This is a genomic window from Actinomadura fibrosa, from assembly GCF_900659615.1.
In the GTDB taxonomy this organism is placed as follows: Bacteria; Actinomycetota; Actinomycetes; order Streptosporangiales; family Streptosporangiaceae; genus Spirillospora; species Spirillospora fibrosa.
This window is the reverse complement of the sequence record NZ_CAACUY010000029.1, coordinates 49,418-66,050: the sequence shown is the minus strand read 5'-3', so window position 1 is coordinate 66,050 and position 16,633 is coordinate 49,418. Positions and strand designations below refer to the sequence as shown.

Genomic DNA, 16,633 nt, shown 5'->3' with positions numbered 1-16,633 from the left:
GCCTGCGCCGCCGGGGCCGGGCCCGCGGCGGACTGGCCCGGGAGCAGGGGCGAGGAGGGGAGCGCGCAGTCGCCGTGCGCCAGCCGGGAGCGCTGCCCCGCGGACAGCGTCAGCCAGCCGTCCGTCGGGCACGTGTTGACCCGCGTGGTGCGGACGCTGAGGCCGGCGCCCGAGCCCTGCCCCACGAGCCGCCACAGCGCGGGCGTCCGCTTCTCGTCGACGTCCTTCCACAGGAGCCCGGGAATCCCGATGACCACGGCCCGGCCGCTGATCGTCCGTGTGGCCGCGGCCTGCGGGCCCCTTCCCCCGGCGGACGCGGCGGGCGCGAGGACGACCAGGCCGCCCAGGAGCGCGGCGACGGCGGCCAGGGACATGGCGATCACCGTCCCCCGCTGCGTCATGCCGCTCAGGTTACAAGAGCCTCACCACCCCGCGCGGAGCGTCCCGAGCGGCCCCGGGCCCCCTTCCGGACGGACCGGCGCGGACGCGAGGACCCGTCCCCGGGAGGCGTGGAGCCGCCCGGCGGATGCGTATCCTGCTGCCTCGGGACGGTCCTGAAGTCCCGCTTACGCCAGGATGAGGGCATGCGCGCAGCCAGGATTGTCCGCGGGGGGACTCCCGCCGCACCTCCCGGATCCGACCCCGTCGGAGGCGGCGAGGCACGCGACGCGAACGGACCGGAACCCCGGCGCCCCGCGCGGCGCCGGCGCTCCCCCGCGGACCTGCTGATCCTGCTCGCCGGGATCGCCGTCGCCGTGGCGGCCGTGACGCCGATCGTGACCCGCTGGCTCGGCAACCCGCCCGACCAGCGGCTGGTCGACCTGGAGGTCTACCGGGACGGCGGGCGCGCGGTGCTCCGCGGCGCCCCCCTCTACGACGTCCTCACCCAGCCGCCCCAGTTCTTGCCGTTCACCTACCCGCCGTTCGCCGCCGTGCTCGCCGTCCCGTTCACCCTGATCCCGTGGCGCACCGCCCAGTGGACGTGGACGGTGCTCCTGTACGGCGCGCTGGTGATCTCCGTCTGCTACGCGTTCCGCGACCTGATCCGGCGCACCGGCCGCTGGGCGCCGCTCGCCGCCGGGATCCTCGTCGCGGGAGCCGCCTGGCTCGTCCCCGTCCGCGACCAGGTTCGGTTCGGGCAGGTCGGCCTGTTCCTGCTCGCGCTGTGCCTCGCCGACTGCTGCACCCGCACGGCCCGCTGGCCGCGCGGGATGCTCGTCGGCCTGGCGATGGCGATCAAGCTGGTGCCGGGCGTCTTCCTCGTCTACTTCCTGATCACCGGACGCCGGGACGCCGCCGCCAACGCCCTGCTCACCGCCGCCGCCGCCACGCTCGGCGCGTTCGCGCTGCTGCCGTCCGACTCGGTCGACTACTGGTTCGGCGCGCTGCTCCAGGGCGGCGACCGGACCGGCGCGGTGAACGGCACCACCAACCAGGCGATCAACGGGGTCGTGGCGCGGATCCTCCCCGAGGGGCCGGCCCGGTCCCTCGTGTGGCTCCTCCTCGTCCTCGCCATGGCCTACTACGGCTTCAGGCTCGCCCGCCGGGCCACCCTCGCGGCCGATCGGCTCGCGGACCGGAACGGGCTCCCCGCGACCGGCCCCGTCGGCGGCACCGACCACTACGCGGCCGCGGACCCGCTGTCCGGCCCCGCCGCCTACAGCCTCCTGCTGGCCGGAGTCGCGATCACCGGTCTGCTGTCGGTCCTGCTGTCCCCGGTGGGGTGGATCCACCACCTTGTGTGGATGATCGCCGTGATCGGCGCCTTGGTGGGAGACGGCCGGGACACGCGAAGATGTCTGCTGGCCGCCGGGGTCTGGGTCTACTTCCTTTTCCCACTGCCCTGGTGGGGAACGAAGCTGATCGGCCCGGAACACCCGCTGATAGCGGTTTTCCTCGGCCGCGTCATCCAGGACCTCTTCGGTGCGGCGGCCGTCGTGATGGTGTTCACACTGGGGATCTGGCTGGTGAACCGGCTTTTTCTCGACTCCCGTACCGGCAAATCATCGCAACCGGAGGCCGGGATCGGTACGCTCGCCCCGTGATGCTTGTCGCGGTGGCCGTCGCAGGCCTGGTCGCCGGGGTGGCCGGACTGTCCATCGCGGTGGTGGCCCACAACCGGGTGAACCAGGTCGTCGACGAGTGTGCGGAGATGCTCAGGCGCCAGCTCCAGGTGGCGAGCGGCACGGTCGACGAACGCGCCCTGCGCGACCTCGCGATCGTCCACTACGACGCCCTCAAGGAGATGTCGGGGCACCGGTCCTTCTCGCTGGCGCTGCTGAACGCCGTCGGCGACGGCGTGGTCCTCAGCTCGATCAACGGCCGCACCGAGACCCGCACCTACTCCAAGGTCGTCCAGAGCGGCCACCCCGTCGAGATGCTCTCCCCCGAAGAGAACCAGGCGCTCCGCGCGGCCCGGCTCGGCAAGGGCCCCGTCGTGTCGATGGACGACCCGCTGCCCGACTTCGGCAACGGCGACCGCACCTCCGCCCGCGCCTGACCCGGCACCGCCCCCGCGCCGCCGGTCCCGCAAGGGGCAGTAAACTCGTGCGTCTCACCACTTCCATCGCATACGCCATGGCCGGACGAGCCTCGGGGGACCTCGTGACCGCAGACGACAGGCCGAGACGCTTCGCCTACCTGGGCCCGCGGGGCACCTTCACCGAGGCGGCGCTCCTGTCCGTCCCGGACGCCGCCGGAGCCGAGCACGTCCCGTACGCGACCGTCCCCGCCGTCCTCGACGCCCTGCGCCGCGAAGAGGTCGACTCCGCCGTCGTCGCGCTGGAGAACTCCGTCGAGGGCTCCGTCCCGACCACGCTGGACGAGCTGGCCACGGGCGAGCCCCTCCAGATCGTCGGCGAGGTGCACCTGCCGGTGTCGTTCGCGCTGCTCGTCCGGCCCGGCACCGCGATGTCCGACGTCAAGACCGTGGCCTCGCACCCGATCGCGCAGCCGCAGTGCCGCCGCTGGCTGGCCGACAACGTCCCCGATGCCGAATGGCGCGCCGCCACGTCCAACGCCGAGGCCGCCCAGCACGTCGCCGACGGCCACTACGACGCCGCCCTCGCCGGCTCGTTCGCCGCCGCCCGCTACGGCCTCTCCGTCCTCGCCGAGGACATCCACGACGTCGCCGACGCCGTCACCCGCTTCGTCATCCTCCGCCGCCCCTGCCCGCCGCCCCCGGCGACCGGCACCGACCGCACCACCGTCGTCGCCTTCCTCGGCGAGGACCACGTCGGCGCCCTGTTGGAGATCCTCACCGAGTTCTCCGTCCGCGGCATCAACCTGACGCTGATCCAGTCCCGCCCCACCGGCGCCGGCCTCGGCTCCTACCTCTTCTGGATGGACTTCGAAGGCCACGTCGCCGACGCCCGCGTCGCCGAAGCCCTGATGGGCCTCCGCCGCGTCTGCGCCGACGTCCGCTTCGTCGGCTCCTACGCCCGCGCCGACCGCGTCCGCCCCGAGATCCGCCGCGGCACCCACGACGAAGACTTCACCGAAGCCGCCGCCTGGATAGAAGCTGTGCGTACTGGCAAGACCCTCGGCGTCAGGCGCTAGCGGCAGTATCTATTGCAGTGCCCTTGGCGTCGGCCCTGGCGGGCCTCCTTCAACGGGCGCTGCGGCGATCGCTAGCATCGCTCCGGCTCGCCTGGCGGCTCACTGTGTTTATTGCAGTGCCCTTGGCGTCGGCCCTGGCGGGCCTCCTTCAACGGGCGCTGCGGCGATCGCTGCATCGCTCCGGCTCGCCTGGCGGCTCACTTCGCGATCAAGTTCTCGCACGCTCGAACCTGGCTTCGCACGCGATCGCAACGTTTCGGTCGGCGACGGCTTGGCTTAAGACAGGCCGCTTACCAGTAGGGCGTGGGCGGGGAGGGCGATCTTGCCGTCCGGGGTGGCGTACTTGGTGACGATCTGGTCGTACTCCGCCTTGACGCGGGCGACGGTCGCGGCGTCCTGGCGGGCGACGATGGCGCCGTTCGTGCCGACCCCGGCGAGGGCGCCGGTCTCCCACCACTCCTCGGGGTCGGTGAGGTGCTCCCAGGTGATCTCCTCGACGGCCACGTCCGCGTAACCGGCCTCGACGACCAGGCGGCGGAACGCTACGGGCTCGCCGTACTCCATGAACGGTGGCACCGGAACGTCGTCCGGCCAGGGCACGCCGACGCTGTCGATCGCCTCTCGGACGACCCCGAGGGCGCCCGTGCCGGGCATGACCCAGGCACTGAGCGCGAGCCGACCGCCGGGCGCGAGGATCCGCCGCAGCTCGTCCAGGGCCACCTGCGGGGCACCGACGTGGTTGATGACGAAGTTGCCCACGACGGCGTCGAACGACCCGTCCGGGAAGGGAATCTCAGGGAGCACGGCGACGTGCACATCCAGCCCCGGGACGTTCCTCAGCGCCGTCGCGGCCATGTCCGGGTCGGCGTCCATCGCCGAGACGTCGGCGCCCCGCCGGACCGCTTCGGCGGACACGAAGCCGGGGCCGGTGCCGACGTCCAGGAGCCGTGTCCCGGTGCCGACGCCCGCGGCGTCCAGCAGCGGATCGACCATGTACCGGGTCAGCTGGGCGAACCCGCGCTCGTACGCGGCCGCGCGCCCGGCCCACAGTTCCCGCTCGAAGAGATCGAAGTCCTTGGCCACTCTGGGCAGCGTACCCAGGCGCGACCCGCCCTCCACCTAGCCCGCGGGAGCCGGTAAGTGCTTATCAGGGCAGGCGGGCGTGTTCGGCTCGGGTGGCGGCGATCCGCTCGCGCGCGAGGGTGCGGGCCCGCTCGGTGTCGTCGCCGGTGAGGCGGGCGAGGATCGTTGCGAGCGGCGTGATCCGGCCCCGGCCGCCCCAGTGACCCTCGGGGATCTCGGTGGGGAACACCCAGATCCGTCCGGCGTCACGCGGCCAGGCGCCGTTCTCCGCGTCGAGGATCGCCTCGGTGACCTCGGCGATGACGCTCGCGCGCTTCTGCTCGTCGAGCTGGCCCTCCGGGACGGACGGGACGACCTTGTAGCGGGGTGCGTCCGCGGGTTCTCCGCCGACGTAGACGCCGGCCGGCCGGTGCAGCCAGAGCCAGGAGACGGAACGGGTCACCGGGTCGGCGGGGTCGAATCCCTCGTTGCGGATGAGGATCTCGGTGATGCGGTTCAGCAGCGCCGCCTCGGCGTCCGGCTGGAGCGCGCCGTCGGGGATGTAGACGTCGAGCATGGGCATGGTCGATCTCCCTTGTTGAGTTTAATTTTTCAACTCAGGCGGGGAGCCTACGGGAGCTAAGTCCAACTTGTAAACCCAGGTGGGTACACTCGTCCCATGGAGACGCGGCGGATCGATCCGGTGAACTGCTCGGTGGCACGCGCCCTCTCCGTGGTGGGCGAGCGCTGGTCGCTGCTGATCGTTCGTGAAGCGCTGGACGGCGCGCGCCGGTTCGGAGAGTTCCACTCACGCCTCGGGATCGCCAAGAATCTCCTGGCGACCCGGCTCGACACCTTGGTGGCCGCGGGAGTGATGCGCCGCGTGCCCTATCAAGAGCCCGGGGATCGGCAGCGCTTCGCCTACGAGCTCACCGAGCAGGGCCGGGCCTTGCGGCCCACGCTCGTGGCGCTCCTGGAATGGGGCGACACCTACCTCGCCGATGCGCAGGGGCCGTCGGTCATCGTCCGGCACCGGCCCACCGACGACGCGAGCGCCTGCGACGAGCCGGTCAAGCTCGTCTTCGAGTGCGCTGCGGGGCACAGCCACCTCGCCCCGGAAGACGTCTGCCGCACGCCCGGCCCAGGCGCCCGCTTCGTGGAGAGCTCCTGAGGCCCGAGGGCGATGAGCGCCTGTCTTAAGCCAAGCTGTCGCCGACCCAAGCGTTGCGATCGCGTGCGAAGCCAAGTTCGAGCTTGCGAGAACTTGATCGCGCAGTGAGCCGCCAGGCGAGCCGGAGCGATGCCAGCGATCGCCGCAGTGCCCGTTGAAGGAAGGCCCGCCAGGGCCGACGCCGAGGGCACTGCAATAAGTACTGCGCGCTCGGGGGGTCTGGGTCGGTAGGCTTTTGCTGTGATTGACCTGCGAGCTCTTCGAGAGGATCCCGAGCGGCTGCGCGCCTCGCAGCGCGCCCGTGGTGAGGATGACGGCGTCGTCGACCGGCTGCTGGACCTGGACGGGAGGCGCCGGTCGGCGCTGAGCTCGTTCGAGCGGCTGCGTTCCGAGCAGAAGAGTTTCGGCAAGTCGGTGTCGCGGGCGCAGGGGGACGAGCGGCAGGCGTTGCTGGCCCGCGCGAAGGAGCTGGCGCAGCAGGTCAAGGAGGCCGAGGCCGGGGCGGACCGGCTCGGTGAGGAGCTGGACGCGCTGCTGCGGAGCGTCCCGAACGTGATCGAGGAGGGGGCGCCGCCCGGCGGCGAGGAGGACTTCGTCGTCCTGGAGCACGTCGGCGAGCCCACGGTGTTCGGTTTCGAGCCGAAGGACCACCTGGAGCTCGGCGAGAGCCTCGGCGCCATCGACATGGAGCGGGGCGCGAAGGTGTCGGGCGCGCGGTTCTACTACCTGACGGGGGTGGGCGCGCGGCTCCAGTACGCGCTGCTGAACCTCGCCATGGAGCAGGCCGTCGCGGCGGGGTTCGTGCCGATGTACCCGCCGGTGCTGGTCAAGCCGGAGGCGATGGAGGGGACGGGGTTCCTCGGCGCGCACGCGGCGGAGGTGTACCAGCTCCGGCAGGAGGACCTGTACCTCGTGGGCACCTCGGAGGTGCCGCTCGCCGCGTACCACATGAACGAGATCATCGACGAGCTGCCGCGGCGGTACGCGGCCTGGTCGTCGTGCTTCCGCCGCGAGGCCGGGTCCTACGGCAAGGACACCCGCGGCATCATCCGGGTGCACCAGTTCGACAAGGTGGAGATGTTCTCCTACTGCGACCCGGCGGACGCGCACGCCGAGCATCTGCGGCTGCTGGAGTGGGAGAAGGAGATGCTCGCGAAGGTCGAGATCCCGTACCGGGTGATCGACGTGGCGGCGGGCGATCTCGGCGCGAGCGCGGCGCGCAAGTACGACTGCGAGGCGTGGGTGCCGACGCAGAACACCTATCGCGAGGTCACGTCGACCTCGAACTGCGGTGACTTCCAGGCGCGGCGGCTGGCCGTCCGGCATCGGGACGCCGACGGCAAGAACCAGCCGGTCGCGACTTTGAATGGGACGCTTGCCACCACGCGCTGGATGGTCGCGATCCTGGAGAACCACCAGCAGGAGAACGGTTCGGTCCGGGTTCCGGAGGCGTTGCAGAAGTTCCTTGGCCTGGAGGTCCTGGAGCCGGTGAAGCGCTGACCTGCCGGGGGCCCGTCCGGTAGGGCGGGCCCTGCGCGTGGTGAGACGTCGCCTAGGGTGTGTGCCAGCTGCCCCTGGAAGGTGACATGACCGACGAAACGCCACCGCGCCTGATCGCGACCGATCTCGACGGCACGATCGTCCGCTCGGACGGGACGGTCTCCGCCCGGACCGTCGGGGCCCTGGCGCGCGTCGAGCGCGCGGGCGCGATGCTCGTCATGGTCACCGGGCGGCCGCCGCGCTGGATGACCGACATCGCCGCCGCCGTCGACCACCGCGGCGTCGCCATCTGCGCGAACGGCGCCGTGGTGTACGACCTGCACACCGAGACGGTCGTGCGGACGCACGAGATCCCGCCCGACGTGATCGCGGAGGCGGTGCGGCGGCTCCGCGCCGTCTCGCCGGAGCTGCGCTTCGCCGTCGAGTACCCGCACGGCTTCGTCTTCGAGGCCCGCTACGACCTCGGGCGCTGGGACGCCGAGGCGCTCGGCGGCCGTCCCGTGGACGGTGAGGAGCTCGTCAGCCGGGGCGGCACCAAGCTGCTCGCCTTCCATCCGAGCGCCGATCCCGATCCGCTGTCGGAGAAGGCGATGGAGGCCGTCGGCGACCTCGTCACCGTGACCCACTCGTCCGGGCGGGGGCTCCTGGAGATGAGCGCGCAGGGCGTCACGAAGGCGTCCGCGCTGGCCGCGCTGTGCGCCGAGCACGGCATCGCCGCGGCCGACGTGACCGCGTTCGGCGACATGCCCAACGACCTGCCGATGCTCACCTGGGCCGGCACGTCGTACGGTGTCGCGAACGCGCATCCGCTGGTCCTGGCCGCGGTCACGCACACGACGTCCCGCAATGACGACGACGGTGTGGCCGAGGTCCTCGAACGCCTTTATCCGTAGGCGCTACGGGAACGGCCGCGCCCCGGTCGCCCGGGGACGCGGCCGCCGCCGTCACAGGCCCGCCGTCGCGGGCCTTCGGTCACAGGTAGGGGCCGGACGACTGGCGCGGTCCGGGCTTGTCCTCCTCCATGCCCGGCGGGACCATCCCCGCGGGCAGGGCCCGGCGCATCTGCTCCAGCTGCGCGCGCGCCGCCATCTGCTGGGCGAACAGGGTGGTCTGGATGCCGTGGAAGAGGCCCTCCAGCCAGCCGACCAGCTGGGCCTGGGCGATCCGTAGCTCCGACTCGCTCGGGATGTGCTCGTCGGTGAAGGGCAGCGACAGCCGCTCCAGCTCCTCGACCAGCTCGGGGGCGAGGCCGTCCTCCAGCTCCTTGATGGACGACTTGTGGATCTCGCGCAGCCGCGCGCGGCTGGCCTCGTCCAGCGGGGCCGACTTCACCTCTTCGAGGAGCTGCCGGATCATCCCGCCGATCCGCATCACCTTCGCGGGCTGCTCGACCATCTCGGTCACCGACTTCTCGTCCTTGTCGGTGTCCCCGCCGCCCTCGATCGCTATGCCGTTGGGGCCGACCACGAGAACCTGCGGTTCCTGGTCGGACTGGTTCCTCGAAGGCTCGTTCATAGTCCTCTCATCCTCACACGGTCAGCAGGATCTTGCCGACATGACCGCTGTTCTCCAGCAACTCGTGCGCCCGCGCCGCCTCGGCCATGGGGATCCTCCGGTCGACGACCGGCGCGACCTCCCCCGACTCCAGCAGCGGCCAGACGTGCTCGCGAACCGCGGCCACGATCTCCGCCTTCTCGTTCAACGGACGGGCGCGCAGTCCGGTGCAGTGCACCAGCGCCCGCTTCGTCAGCATTTTGCCCAGGTCCAGCTCCGCCTTGGCGCCGCCCTGGAGGCCGATCACCATGAGCCGGCCGCCGGTGGCGAGGGCGTCCACGTTCCGGGCCAGGTACTTCGCGCCGATCACGTCCAGGATCACGTCGTACGGGCCGTGCTCGACGAAGTCCTCCTCGCGGTAGTTCAGCGCGAGGTCCGCGCCCAGCTCCCGGCAGCGGGCCGCCTTCTCCGGGCCGCCCACCGTGCAGACCACGCGCGCGCCGCGCGCCCGCGCGAGCTGGATCGCCATCGTGCCGATGCCGCTGCCGCCGCCGTGCGCCAGCAGGGTCTCCCCGGCCCGCAGGCCCCCGAGCATGAAGACGTTCGACCAGACCGTGCACGCGACCTCCGGGAGTCCGGCGGCGTCGACCGCGTCCACGCCGCGCGGCACGGGAAGCACCTGTCCGGCGGGCACGGTCACCCGTTCGGCGTAGCCTCCCCCCGCGAGCAGCGCGCACACCTCGTCACCGACGCTCCAGCCCGTCACGCCCTCGCCGAGACCGGCGATGCGCCCGGAGACCTCCAGGCCGGGGTACGGGGGAGCGCCCTCCGGCGGCGGATAGAAGCCCATGCGCTGCATGACGTCCGCGCGGTTGACGGCGCTCGCCGCGACCTCGATCAGCACCTCGCCCGGCCCGGCCTCCGGATCGGGGACCTCCGTCCACTCCAGATTCTCGGGACCGCCCGGCTCGCGAATCACAATCGCATGCATGCCGATCACGCTATCGGCTCGGACGGCGAGGTCCCCGAAGGGCGCCCGTGAACGGCCACGGACGCGTCGGGCGGGCGACGCCCGGACGACCTCCGGGTGACACGAGGGAAGCGCGCGGTTCCTGGGGGACGCCGGGCCGCGCAATGGTGCCCGAGGTCCATCTACGCTGGAGATGCGTGGTATTAGGGCACGGGTATCCTGCCGTGGGGCCATTGCCTATCTGCTCCGCAAATGATCGCTTGAGGTCCCGAGGGGAGAAACGGTGGCGAGGAACGAGCACGACGGGCGTTCCCTGGAGGAGCGGCTGGCCTCTCTGGACGCGATGAGCGGCGAGGCGACGGGGCCGTCCACCGTCCCGCCCGCCGCGTCCGAGCCGGCGCCGTCCACCGAGCAGGCCCCCGACCAGCCCGGCGGCGCGTCCGCCGACCAGCCCGCCGACCAGCCCGTTCAGCCCGGCCAGGGCGCCGCGCAGGAGCCCGACCCGAACGCCAACCCGTGGCTGGCCGCGCCGCCTCCGTTCCAGGGGCCGCCGCCCGAGAGCTTCGGCCCCGGCGGGTTCGGCCCGGAGGGCTTCGGCCCGCCGCCGCCCGTACCGCAGGAGCAGGGCGGGCCGTCCCAGGGCGAGACCCCTGAGCAGAGCCCCGTGCCTCCGCCGCCGTCGTTCGCGCCCTACGGCGAACCGCCGGCGCCGCCGCCGTTCGAGGGCGGCCAGCCCGTCCCGCCCTACGACGGCGGTCCCATGCCGCAGCCGTTCGACGGGGGCATGCTGCCGCCGCCCTACGTGGGCATGGGCGGCTACGACCCGGCACAGCCGCCCGCCCCGCCCGCGCAGCCGTCCCAGCCGTCCCAGCCGTCCTCGCCGGACGCCTCCGGCGCGCCGCCGCAGCCGCCGTACCAGCCCCAGTCGTCGCCGTACATCCCGCAGCAGCCGTGGGAGATAGCGCCCCAGCCGCCCCAGCCGCCCCAGCCGCCGGAGCCCAGCGCCAACGGCGAGGCCGCTCCGCCGCTCGACCAGCTCCCGCCGTACCTCGCCGACCAGTTCGTCGTCCCGGAAGCCGGTGCACCGGCCCCCGCGAGCGACCCGAACACGGGGCAGCCATATCCGCAGGACCCCAATGCGGGCGGTCAGCCCTACCCGTCGGTCGACCCGAGCACTGGGCAGCCCTTCCAGCCGAACCCGAACGCTCCCGCGCAGCCCTACGGCTACGACCCCGGCACCAGCCAGCCTTTCCCGCAGGACCCCAGCGCTGGCGCTCAGCCGTATGCGCCGCTTGACCCGAACGCGGGCCAGCCCTACCCCGTGGACCCCAACGCAGGCGGCCAGCCCTACCCGCCAGTAGACCCGAGCACCGGGCAGCCCTACCCGCAGGACCCCAACGCCCCCGCGCAGCCCTACGGCTACGACCCGGGTACTGGTCAGCCCTACGCGCCGCAGCAGGGGTACGCGTACGGTCCGCAGCAGCAGCCGGGACCGTACCAGCAGATGCCTCCCGGCCAGCAGCCCGCCGTCCCCCAGCAGGGCCCGTACCAGCCGCAGCCGCAGCAGCCGCAGCAACCGCCCCAGGATCCGCAGAGCGCGGAGAGCCTCAGCTCCGAGAACCTGCTGGGCGAGCGCCGCATCGCGCCCTCGTCGGGATGGCGGCGCGCCGTCTACAAGGCCACCGCGGGCAACATCCACCCCGGCGAGTCGCAGGGGGAGATCCGCCGCAAGGACCTCGTCGCCCGGGCCCGCACCGTCGTGGCGGGCGGCCACCACCGCGTGGCGGTCATGTCACTGAAGGGCGGCGTCGGCAAGACCACCACCACGACCGGCCTCGGCTCCATGCTCGGGTCCCTGCGCGGCGACCGCGTCATCGCGGTGGACGCGAACCCCGACCGCGGCACGCTCTCGGACAAGGTCAAGCTGGAGACGGCCGCGACGGTCCGCGACCTGCTGAACAACCGTGACGCGATCCACCGGTACGCCGACGTGCGGGCCTTCACCTCGCAGAACGCGGCGCGGCTGGAGGTCCTCGCGTCCGACCGCGACCCGGCGGTCAGCGAGGCGTTCAGCGCCGAGGACTACGCCGCCGTCGCGGTCATCCTGGAGCAGTACTACTCGATCTGCATCACCGACTGCGGCACGGGCCTGCTGCACTCGGCGATGTCGGGCGTGCTGGCGCTGGCCGACCAGCTCGTCCTCGTCAGCTCGCCGTCGGTGGACGGCGCGCGGTCCGCGAGCGCGACGCTGGACTGGCTGGAGGCGCACGACCACGGCCACCTCGTCCGCAACGGCGTCGTCGTGCTGTCGATGGTCCGCAACCGCACCCGCAGCCAGGTGGACCTCGACAAGCTCCAGGCGCACTTCGAGAGCCGCTGCCGCGCGGTCGTCCGGATCCCCTACGACGACCACCTGGAGGAGGGCGCCGAGGTGGAGCTGGAGCAGCTCGCCCCGGCGACGCGCGAGGCGTACCTCAGCCTGGCCGCCGCGGTCGGGGACGGGTTCGCGTTCCAGCGTCCCCAGTCCTCATGACCGGGAGCCGCGGGCGTTAGAGTCGCCATCCGTGGCGGACGACGAGGGCGTGTACGTGGGGAAGGCGGCTCCGGACGCCGCGGGCGACCGGGGCTGGCTGCTCGGGCACTTCAAGCCGGACGGCGACCTGCGGCACAGCGACGAGGTCGAGATCAAGTGGGGCGTGCACCCGAAGGGCGAGCGCCGCGCGCGGTGGACGAGCGGCGAGAAGCGCACCGCGCTGCTCGTCCTGATCAGCGGCCGGTTCCGGATGGAGTTCCCCGAGCGGGACGTGCTGCTGACCGAGCAGGGCGACTACGTGGTGTGGGGACGCGGCGTCGACCACTCCTGGCTGGCGGAGGAGGAGTCCGTCGTCATGACGGTGCGCTGGCCGTCCATCCCGGGTTACGCCGTCCCGTCCGGCACGCCCTGACGAGCGCGACGGAACCGGGTGCCGGGACCGCTCGCAGGCGGGGCCGAGGCCGTTACCCGAACTGCGATATGCGGTCGATGGCAGCGGCCGGCGACCGCTATCGTTGGCGGTGGTCTTCTGGAGAGTTCGCATAGTGGACTAGTGCAGGCGCCTTGAAAGCGCCCAGGGCTGGGGACAGTCCTCGTGGGTTCGAATCCCACACTCTCCGCCAGCGTGCGCGTCCCGGACGCGGGGTGCCGCGCGGTCGCGGGTGCGTGACGTGCGCGGCCGGGAGCGGCCGGAAGGGCGAATGGCCATATTTGCCCCGGAAACGTCCGTTACCCTCGTCGGCATGTCGCAGACACCGAATGATCCGGCCGGGACGACCCACCAGTTCCAGACCTTCGCCAACCAGGGGCAGGGCCAGGCCGCCGAGAAGTCCGGGCCCAACATCGGGCTGATCGTCGGCATCGTCGCCGTCGTGGCCATCGTCGCGGTCATCGTCGCCGGCCTGCTGATGATCTGACGGGAACCGCTCGGGACGGCCCGGCTCCGGGCGAGCTCAGCGGCCGCTGGCCGAGAAGTGCTGGAAGTCCTTCGTACCGTTCCAGGAACCGCCCCAGCCCCAGCCGATCGAGGCGAACGCCTTGACGACCTTGTCGCCGGCGTGGACCACGCCCGGATCGCGGTTCTTGCGGTTGCCGTACTTCACGCAGTCCGGGTGCTCGATCCGGCCGCTCGCGCTGACGTAGGGGTTCTCGCAGGGGTTGAGGTCGACGGCGAGCCCGTAGGCGTGCTGCGACCAGGAGCTCGACCCCGTGGCGTTGCGGCAGTTGAAGGCCGAGGTGTTGTCGGCCTCGATCGACTGGAAGTCGCTGCCCTTGTAGGCGTCCACCGGTTCCATGCGCCTGATCGGGTACCGCTGGTCGTACAGCTTGCGGAACACCTTGACGAGGTCGGCGGCCTCCCGGGCGTTGACCACGAGCCGCCCGCCGGCGTGCGGCCTGCGGTCCATGCCCCAGTACGTCATCTCGATCATCCGCAGCCCGGACGGCGCGACGGGGCAGCCCTTCTTCCACGAGTACCTCAGGTCGCCCGCCGTCACCTTCTTGATCTCCGACCGGAAGCCCTGCGGGCTCGGCGACGCCGTCGGCGACGCCGGTGACGGCGCGGGCGTCCCGGACGCGGTCGGCGGGGTGGCCGGGGTCGCGGACCCGGACTTCCCGGAGTCGCCGGATCCGTTCCCGCAGCCCGTGGCGGCGGACGTCACGGCGATGAACGCGGCGGCGGACACCGCGGCGCGAACTGGTCCTCTGCCTGGCATCTTTGCAGGATCGCACGTCCGGCGCCCTTCGCGTTGGACCTTGGATTCGCTACGGTGCGGGGAGGGGCGCGCTCGTCGGACGGGACCGGGACGGACGCGCCGAGTATTCGTCCATCCGCCGGGCATGTCATCCCCGGCGTTCTCCCGGTCCAAGGAGCCGGCATGTCGGATCCTCAAGAGAGCAGGCTCCCGAGCCTTGAAGACGACATCTTCGCCGTGGCGCACAGCGTGGAGGTGGAGCCCGCGGGGGCGGAGGTGCGCCCGCGGCTGCGGCTGGGCTCGGACCGCGCCGAGCAGATCGCCGAGCGGGCCCGCGCCCTCGGCCGGCGCGACATCGGGGCGATCGCGGCGGGCTTCGGCATCTTCGTGTTCGTCGACGTCGTGATGATGTGGGCGCCGCTGATGATGAGCCGGAGGCCGAGCCTGTGGCCCCAGTTCGTGACGCTGCTCGTCCTCGCGTTCGGGCTCGGCGGGCTGCTGACCTGGAAGGTGGGCGGCCGGTGGCGGCCGTTCGGCATCGGCATGATGCTGGCCTGGGTGTTCCTGACGCTCGTCTCGGTCGGCTTCCTCACGGGCGTGAGCGTCACCCTCTGAGGACGCCTTGACCGGCGGCGTCAGGCGCCAGGTCCCGGCAGCCGGAGCCTCAGCCGCCGCGTTCCGGGAGCCGGAGCCTCAGGCGCCGGGGCCGATCCGCTTCATGACGGCGCTGAAGGCGCGGCCGATGGCCTCCAGGTCCTCGGGCTCGATGACGTCGATGAAGAACGTCCGGACGGTCTCGACGTGGTCGCGGGCGGCCCGCTCCAGCGTGGCGAAGCCCTCGTCGGTCAGGTGGGCGAAGACGCCGCGCTTGTCGTTCGGGCAGCTGTCCCGCTTGACCAGGCCCTTGGACTCCAGGCGCGAGCACGTGTGCGACAGGCGGCTGCGGGACTGGCTCGCGTTCTCCGCCAGCTCGGCCATGCGCAGCCGCCGGTCGGGCGCCTCGGAGAGCCGGACGAGGATCTCGTACTCCGACACCGACAGCCCGTGCCTGGTCTTGAGGTCGCGGTCCATGATCTCGGTGAGCCGGACGCTGCCGTCGACGTAGGCCCGCCAATCGCGCTGCTGGGTGGCATCGAGCCAGCGTGGTTCGCTCATGGGACGAGTATAGGCACAGGTTGAAGATTCAACTAATCGAGGCTATCGTCTCCCTAGAGGACGGTACCGCACCGCCTTCCCGAGGAAATAGTTGAAGAATCAACTACGTTGGAAGTGGCAGCCGCCCTCCGCACGGAGTGCGAGCCGGTGCACCGCCCCTGGCGACGTCGGGGACGGCCGCGAGATGGGAGAGACCGTGCCTGCCGTGATGGCCAACCCGCTGACCCTGCCCCGCCTCCCGCTGCTGCCGGAGGGGGACACCGACTGGCGCCGCGTCGCGAAGGTCGTGACCGCCCAGCGCCACCTGGAGGGCGAGGGCTTCCAGGTCCGGCGCCCGTTCCCGGGCATCGACCTGTCCCTGGCCGACCCGTTCCTGCTCCTCGACCACATGGGCGCCGTCGAGTACGCGCCCGGCGAGGCGAAGGGCACGCCCTGGCATCCGCACCGCGGCTTCGAGACCGTCACCTACATCATCGACGGCGCGTTCCAGCACCAGGACACCACCGGCGGCGGCGGGCTGATCTCCGACGGCGCCACCCAGTGGATGACGGCCGCGTCCGGGATCCAGCACATCGAGCAGCCGCCGCCGGACCTCGTGGCCAAGGGCGGCCTGTTCCACGGCGTCCAGCTCTGGGTCAACCTTCCCCGCGCGCAGAAGTGGGTCGCGCCCCGCTACCAGGACATCGAGGCGCGGGACGTGAAGCTGCTGGCCGCCGACGACGGCTCGTCCCTGGTCCGCGTCATCGCCGGATCGGTCGCCGGGTACGACGGGCCGGGCGTCACCTACACGCCCATCAACTACCTGCACGCGACCGTCGCGCCGGGCGCCCGCCTCACGCTGCCGTGGCCGCGCGAGTTCAACGCCCTGGTGTACGTCCTCTCCGGACGCGGCACCGCCGGCGTCGAGGAGGTCGCGGTGGACGAGGGGCAGCTCGCGGTGTTCGCGGGCTCGCACCACAAGGGCACGGGTGACGGCCTCGTCGTCCGCGCCGCCGACGCTCAGCCGCAGGCGAGCGCGCAGGGCTGGGAGATCCTCGTCCTGGGCGGGCTGCCCATCCGGGAGCCCGTCGCCCGGTACGGCCCGTTCGTGATGAACACGCGCGAGGAGATCGTCCAGGCGTTCGAGGACTTCCAGGCCGGCCGGATGGGGACCGTCCCGGTGGAGAAGGTCCCGCACCTGTCCAGCGCCGACGAGCCCATGGCCTGACCCTCCGAAGACTCCCCGGCCGCGGTGGGGGGACCGCGGCCGGGGTTCCTTTTGGTTGGCGGGTTCGGGTGACGGGCGGGACGGCATGCGCTACTGTGTTCGAATAGTCGAACAGAGATTCGACTTATCTGTTCGGACGCGCTCGCCTGGGGAGGCGACATGGTGGCGACGATGGCCACGGGGGGCCTCGAAGCCGCGGCGCCCTGCCGCCGTGCGCCGCACGCGACACGCCGCAGCGGTTTCTACCCAAATCTACGGCCGCAGCTATATCGCCTCATAGAGTCCGAGA

At 72.1% G+C, this 16,633-nt stretch carries 17 protein-coding genes, 1 tRNA gene and 1 pseudogene; 12 read left to right on the top strand and 7 right to left on the bottom strand.

Translation table 11 applies throughout. The annotated features are described in order from the left end of the window. Positions 1-401: pseudogene (locus E1300_RS51520) on the bottom strand (hypothetical protein); the annotation flags it as partial. Between the two features lie 183 nt (positions 402-584). On the opposite strand from E1300_RS51520, the gene E1300_RS13540 reads away from it, so the two are divergent. The 3 genes from E1300_RS13540 to pheA all read left to right on the top strand — a co-directional run bounded on the left by E1300_RS13540 (position 585) and on the right by pheA (position 3,558). Beyond that, positions 585-2,045: a glycosyltransferase 87 family protein gene (locus tag E1300_RS13540; protein ID WP_131757332.1), complete on the top strand. Its 1,461-nt coding sequence runs from the start codon at positions 585-587 to the stop codon at positions 2,043-2,045. Then, positions 2,045-2,500: a DUF4446 family protein gene (locus E1300_RS13535; protein ID WP_131757337.1), complete on the top strand. Its 456-nt coding sequence runs from the start codon at positions 2,045-2,047 to the stop codon at positions 2,498-2,500. The genes E1300_RS13540 and E1300_RS13535 overlap by 1 nt, the downstream gene beginning before the upstream one ends. 77 nt (positions 2,501-2,577) lie before the next feature. Further along, on the top strand, positions 2,578-3,558 hold the full coding sequence (pheA, locus tag E1300_RS13530) for a prephenate dehydratase (RefSeq protein ID WP_131757331.1): 981 nt from the start codon (positions 2,578-2,580) through the stop codon (positions 3,556-3,558). Positions 3,559-3,834: 276 nt separating this feature from the next. On the opposite strand, the gene E1300_RS13520 is transcribed toward pheA, so the two are convergent. Together E1300_RS13520 and E1300_RS13515 are read right to left on the bottom strand one after the other, a co-directional pair. Then, entirely contained in the window at positions 3,835-4,641 is an 807-nt protein-coding gene (locus E1300_RS13520; RefSeq protein WP_131757330.1) for a class I SAM-dependent methyltransferase, read from the bottom strand. A gap of 64 nt (positions 4,642-4,705) precedes the next feature. After that, positions 4,706-5,203, bottom strand: coding sequence for a tautomerase family protein (locus E1300_RS13515; RefSeq protein ID WP_131757329.1), 498 nt, complete (start codon positions 5,201-5,203; stop codon positions 4,706-4,708). Between the two features lie 96 nt (positions 5,204-5,299). On the opposite strand from E1300_RS13515, the gene E1300_RS13510 reads away from it, so the two are divergent. From E1300_RS13510 to E1300_RS13500, 3 genes are all read left to right on the top strand, one after another. Continuing rightward, positions 5,300-5,791, top strand: a complete 492-nt coding sequence (locus E1300_RS13510) for a winged helix-turn-helix transcriptional regulator (protein ID WP_131757328.1) — start codon at positions 5,300-5,302, stop codon at positions 5,789-5,791. 240 nt (positions 5,792-6,031) lie between these two features. Then, positions 6,032-7,291 carry a serine--tRNA ligase gene (serS, locus tag E1300_RS13505; RefSeq protein ID WP_131757327.1) on the top strand — a complete coding sequence of 420 codons (1,260 nt, stop codon included), beginning with the start codon at positions 6,032-6,034 and terminating at the stop codon, positions 7,289-7,291. Positions 7,292-7,377: 86 nt separating this feature from the next. Further along, positions 7,378-8,184, top strand: coding sequence for an HAD family hydrolase (locus E1300_RS13500; RefSeq protein WP_131757326.1), 807 nt, complete (start codon positions 7,378-7,380; stop codon positions 8,182-8,184). Positions 8,185-8,263: 79 nt separating this feature from the next. On the opposite strand, the gene E1300_RS13495 is transcribed toward E1300_RS13500, so the two are convergent. Both E1300_RS13495 and E1300_RS13490 read right to left on the bottom strand, forming a co-directional pair. Next, positions 8,264-8,806: a bacterial proteasome activator family protein gene (locus E1300_RS13495; protein ID WP_131757325.1), complete on the bottom strand. Its 543-nt coding sequence runs from the start codon at positions 8,804-8,806 to the stop codon at positions 8,264-8,266. Between the two features lie 13 nt (positions 8,807-8,819). Next, on the bottom strand, positions 8,820-9,776 hold the full coding sequence (locus tag E1300_RS13490) for an NAD(P)H-quinone oxidoreductase (RefSeq protein ID WP_131757324.1): 957 nt from the start codon (positions 9,774-9,776) through the stop codon (positions 8,820-8,822). A gap of 262 nt (positions 9,777-10,038) precedes the next feature. Between E1300_RS13490 and E1300_RS52410 the strand changes: the two genes are divergently transcribed. The 4 genes from E1300_RS52410 to E1300_RS50035 all read left to right on the top strand — a co-directional run bounded on the left by E1300_RS52410 (position 10,039) and on the right by E1300_RS50035 (position 13,205). Continuing rightward, positions 10,039-12,288, top strand: coding sequence for a MinD/ParA family ATP-binding protein (locus E1300_RS52410; protein WP_242619132.1), 2,250 nt, complete (start codon positions 10,039-10,041; stop codon positions 12,286-12,288). A 31-nt stretch (positions 12,289-12,319) separates the two neighbouring features. Continuing rightward, positions 12,320-12,700: a cupin domain-containing protein gene (locus E1300_RS13480; RefSeq protein ID WP_131757323.1), complete on the top strand. Its 381-nt coding sequence runs from the start codon at positions 12,320-12,322 to the stop codon at positions 12,698-12,700. Between the two features lie 119 nt (positions 12,701-12,819). Beyond that, positions 12,820-12,911: transfer RNA gene (locus tag E1300_RS13475), tRNA-Ser, on the top strand. Positions 12,912-13,031: 120 nt separating this feature from the next. Beyond that, positions 13,032-13,205 (top strand): hypothetical protein, encoded by a 174-nt coding sequence (locus tag E1300_RS50035; protein WP_165502820.1) that lies wholly within the window; start codon positions 13,032-13,034, stop codon positions 13,203-13,205. 36 nt (positions 13,206-13,241) lie between these two features. Here E1300_RS50035 and E1300_RS13470 read toward each other — a convergent pair whose 3' ends face one another. Then, a complete protein-coding gene (locus tag E1300_RS13470; protein ID WP_131757322.1) occupies positions 13,242-14,003 on the bottom strand; it encodes a M15 family metallopeptidase in 762 nt (253 codons plus the stop codon). Between the two features lie 162 nt (positions 14,004-14,165). Here E1300_RS13470 and E1300_RS13465 point away from each other — a divergent pair, with 162 nt between their 5' ends. Continuing rightward, positions 14,166-14,597: a hypothetical protein gene (locus E1300_RS13465; protein ID WP_131757321.1), complete on the top strand. Its 432-nt coding sequence runs from the start codon at positions 14,166-14,168 to the stop codon at positions 14,595-14,597. Between the two features lie 78 nt (positions 14,598-14,675). Here the strand turns inward: E1300_RS13465 and E1300_RS13460 are convergent, their stop codons facing one another. Then, a complete protein-coding gene (locus tag E1300_RS13460) occupies positions 14,676-15,137 on the bottom strand; it encodes a MarR family winged helix-turn-helix transcriptional regulator (RefSeq protein WP_131757320.1) in 462 nt (153 codons plus the stop codon). Positions 15,138-15,333: 196 nt separating this feature from the next. Between E1300_RS13460 and E1300_RS13455 the strand changes: the two genes are divergently transcribed. Next, positions 15,334-16,344: a pirin family protein gene (locus E1300_RS13455; protein ID WP_131757319.1), complete on the top strand. Its 1,011-nt coding sequence runs from the start codon at positions 15,334-15,336 to the stop codon at positions 16,342-16,344. The last annotated feature ends 289 nt before the right edge of the window (positions 16,345-16,633 follow it).

Bases quoted from the DNA above. Each gene is read 5' to 3' on its own strand.
- E1300_RS13540 (WP_131757332.1), top strand. From the start codon at position 585: ATGCGCGCAGCCAGGATTGTCCGCGGGGGGACTCCCGCCGCACCTCCC.
- E1300_RS13535 (WP_131757337.1), top strand. From the start codon at position 2,045: ATGCTTGTCGCGGTGGCCGTCGCAGGCCTGGTCGCCGGGGTGGCCGGA.
- pheA (WP_131757331.1), top strand. From the start codon at position 2,578: ATGGCCGGACGAGCCTCGGGGGACCTCGTGACCGCAGACGACAGGCCG.
- E1300_RS13515 (WP_131757329.1), bottom strand. From the start codon at position 5,203: ATGCCCATGCTCGACGTCTACATCCCCGACGGCGCGCTCCAGCCGGAC.
- E1300_RS13510 (WP_131757328.1), top strand. From the start codon at position 5,300: ATGGAGACGCGGCGGATCGATCCGGTGAACTGCTCGGTGGCACGCGCC.
- E1300_RS13500 (WP_131757326.1), top strand. From the start codon at position 7,378: ATGACCGACGAAACGCCACCGCGCCTGATCGCGACCGATCTCGACGGC.
- E1300_RS13495 (WP_131757325.1), bottom strand. From the start codon at position 8,806: ATGAACGAGCCTTCGAGGAACCAGTCCGACCAGGAACCGCAGGTTCTC.
- E1300_RS13490 (WP_131757324.1), bottom strand. From the start codon at position 9,776: ATGCATGCGATTGTGATTCGCGAGCCGGGCGGTCCCGAGAATCTGGAG.
- E1300_RS50035 (WP_165502820.1), top strand. From the start codon at position 13,032: ATGTCGCAGACACCGAATGATCCGGCCGGGACGACCCACCAGTTCCAG.
- E1300_RS13470 (WP_131757322.1), bottom strand. From the start codon at position 14,003: ATGCCAGGCAGAGGACCAGTTCGCGCCGCGGTGTCCGCCGCCGCGTTC.
- E1300_RS13465 (WP_131757321.1), top strand. From the start codon at position 14,166: ATGTCGGATCCTCAAGAGAGCAGGCTCCCGAGCCTTGAAGACGACATC.
- E1300_RS13460 (WP_131757320.1), bottom strand. From the start codon at position 15,137: ATGAGCGAACCACGCTGGCTCGATGCCACCCAGCAGCGCGATTGGCGG.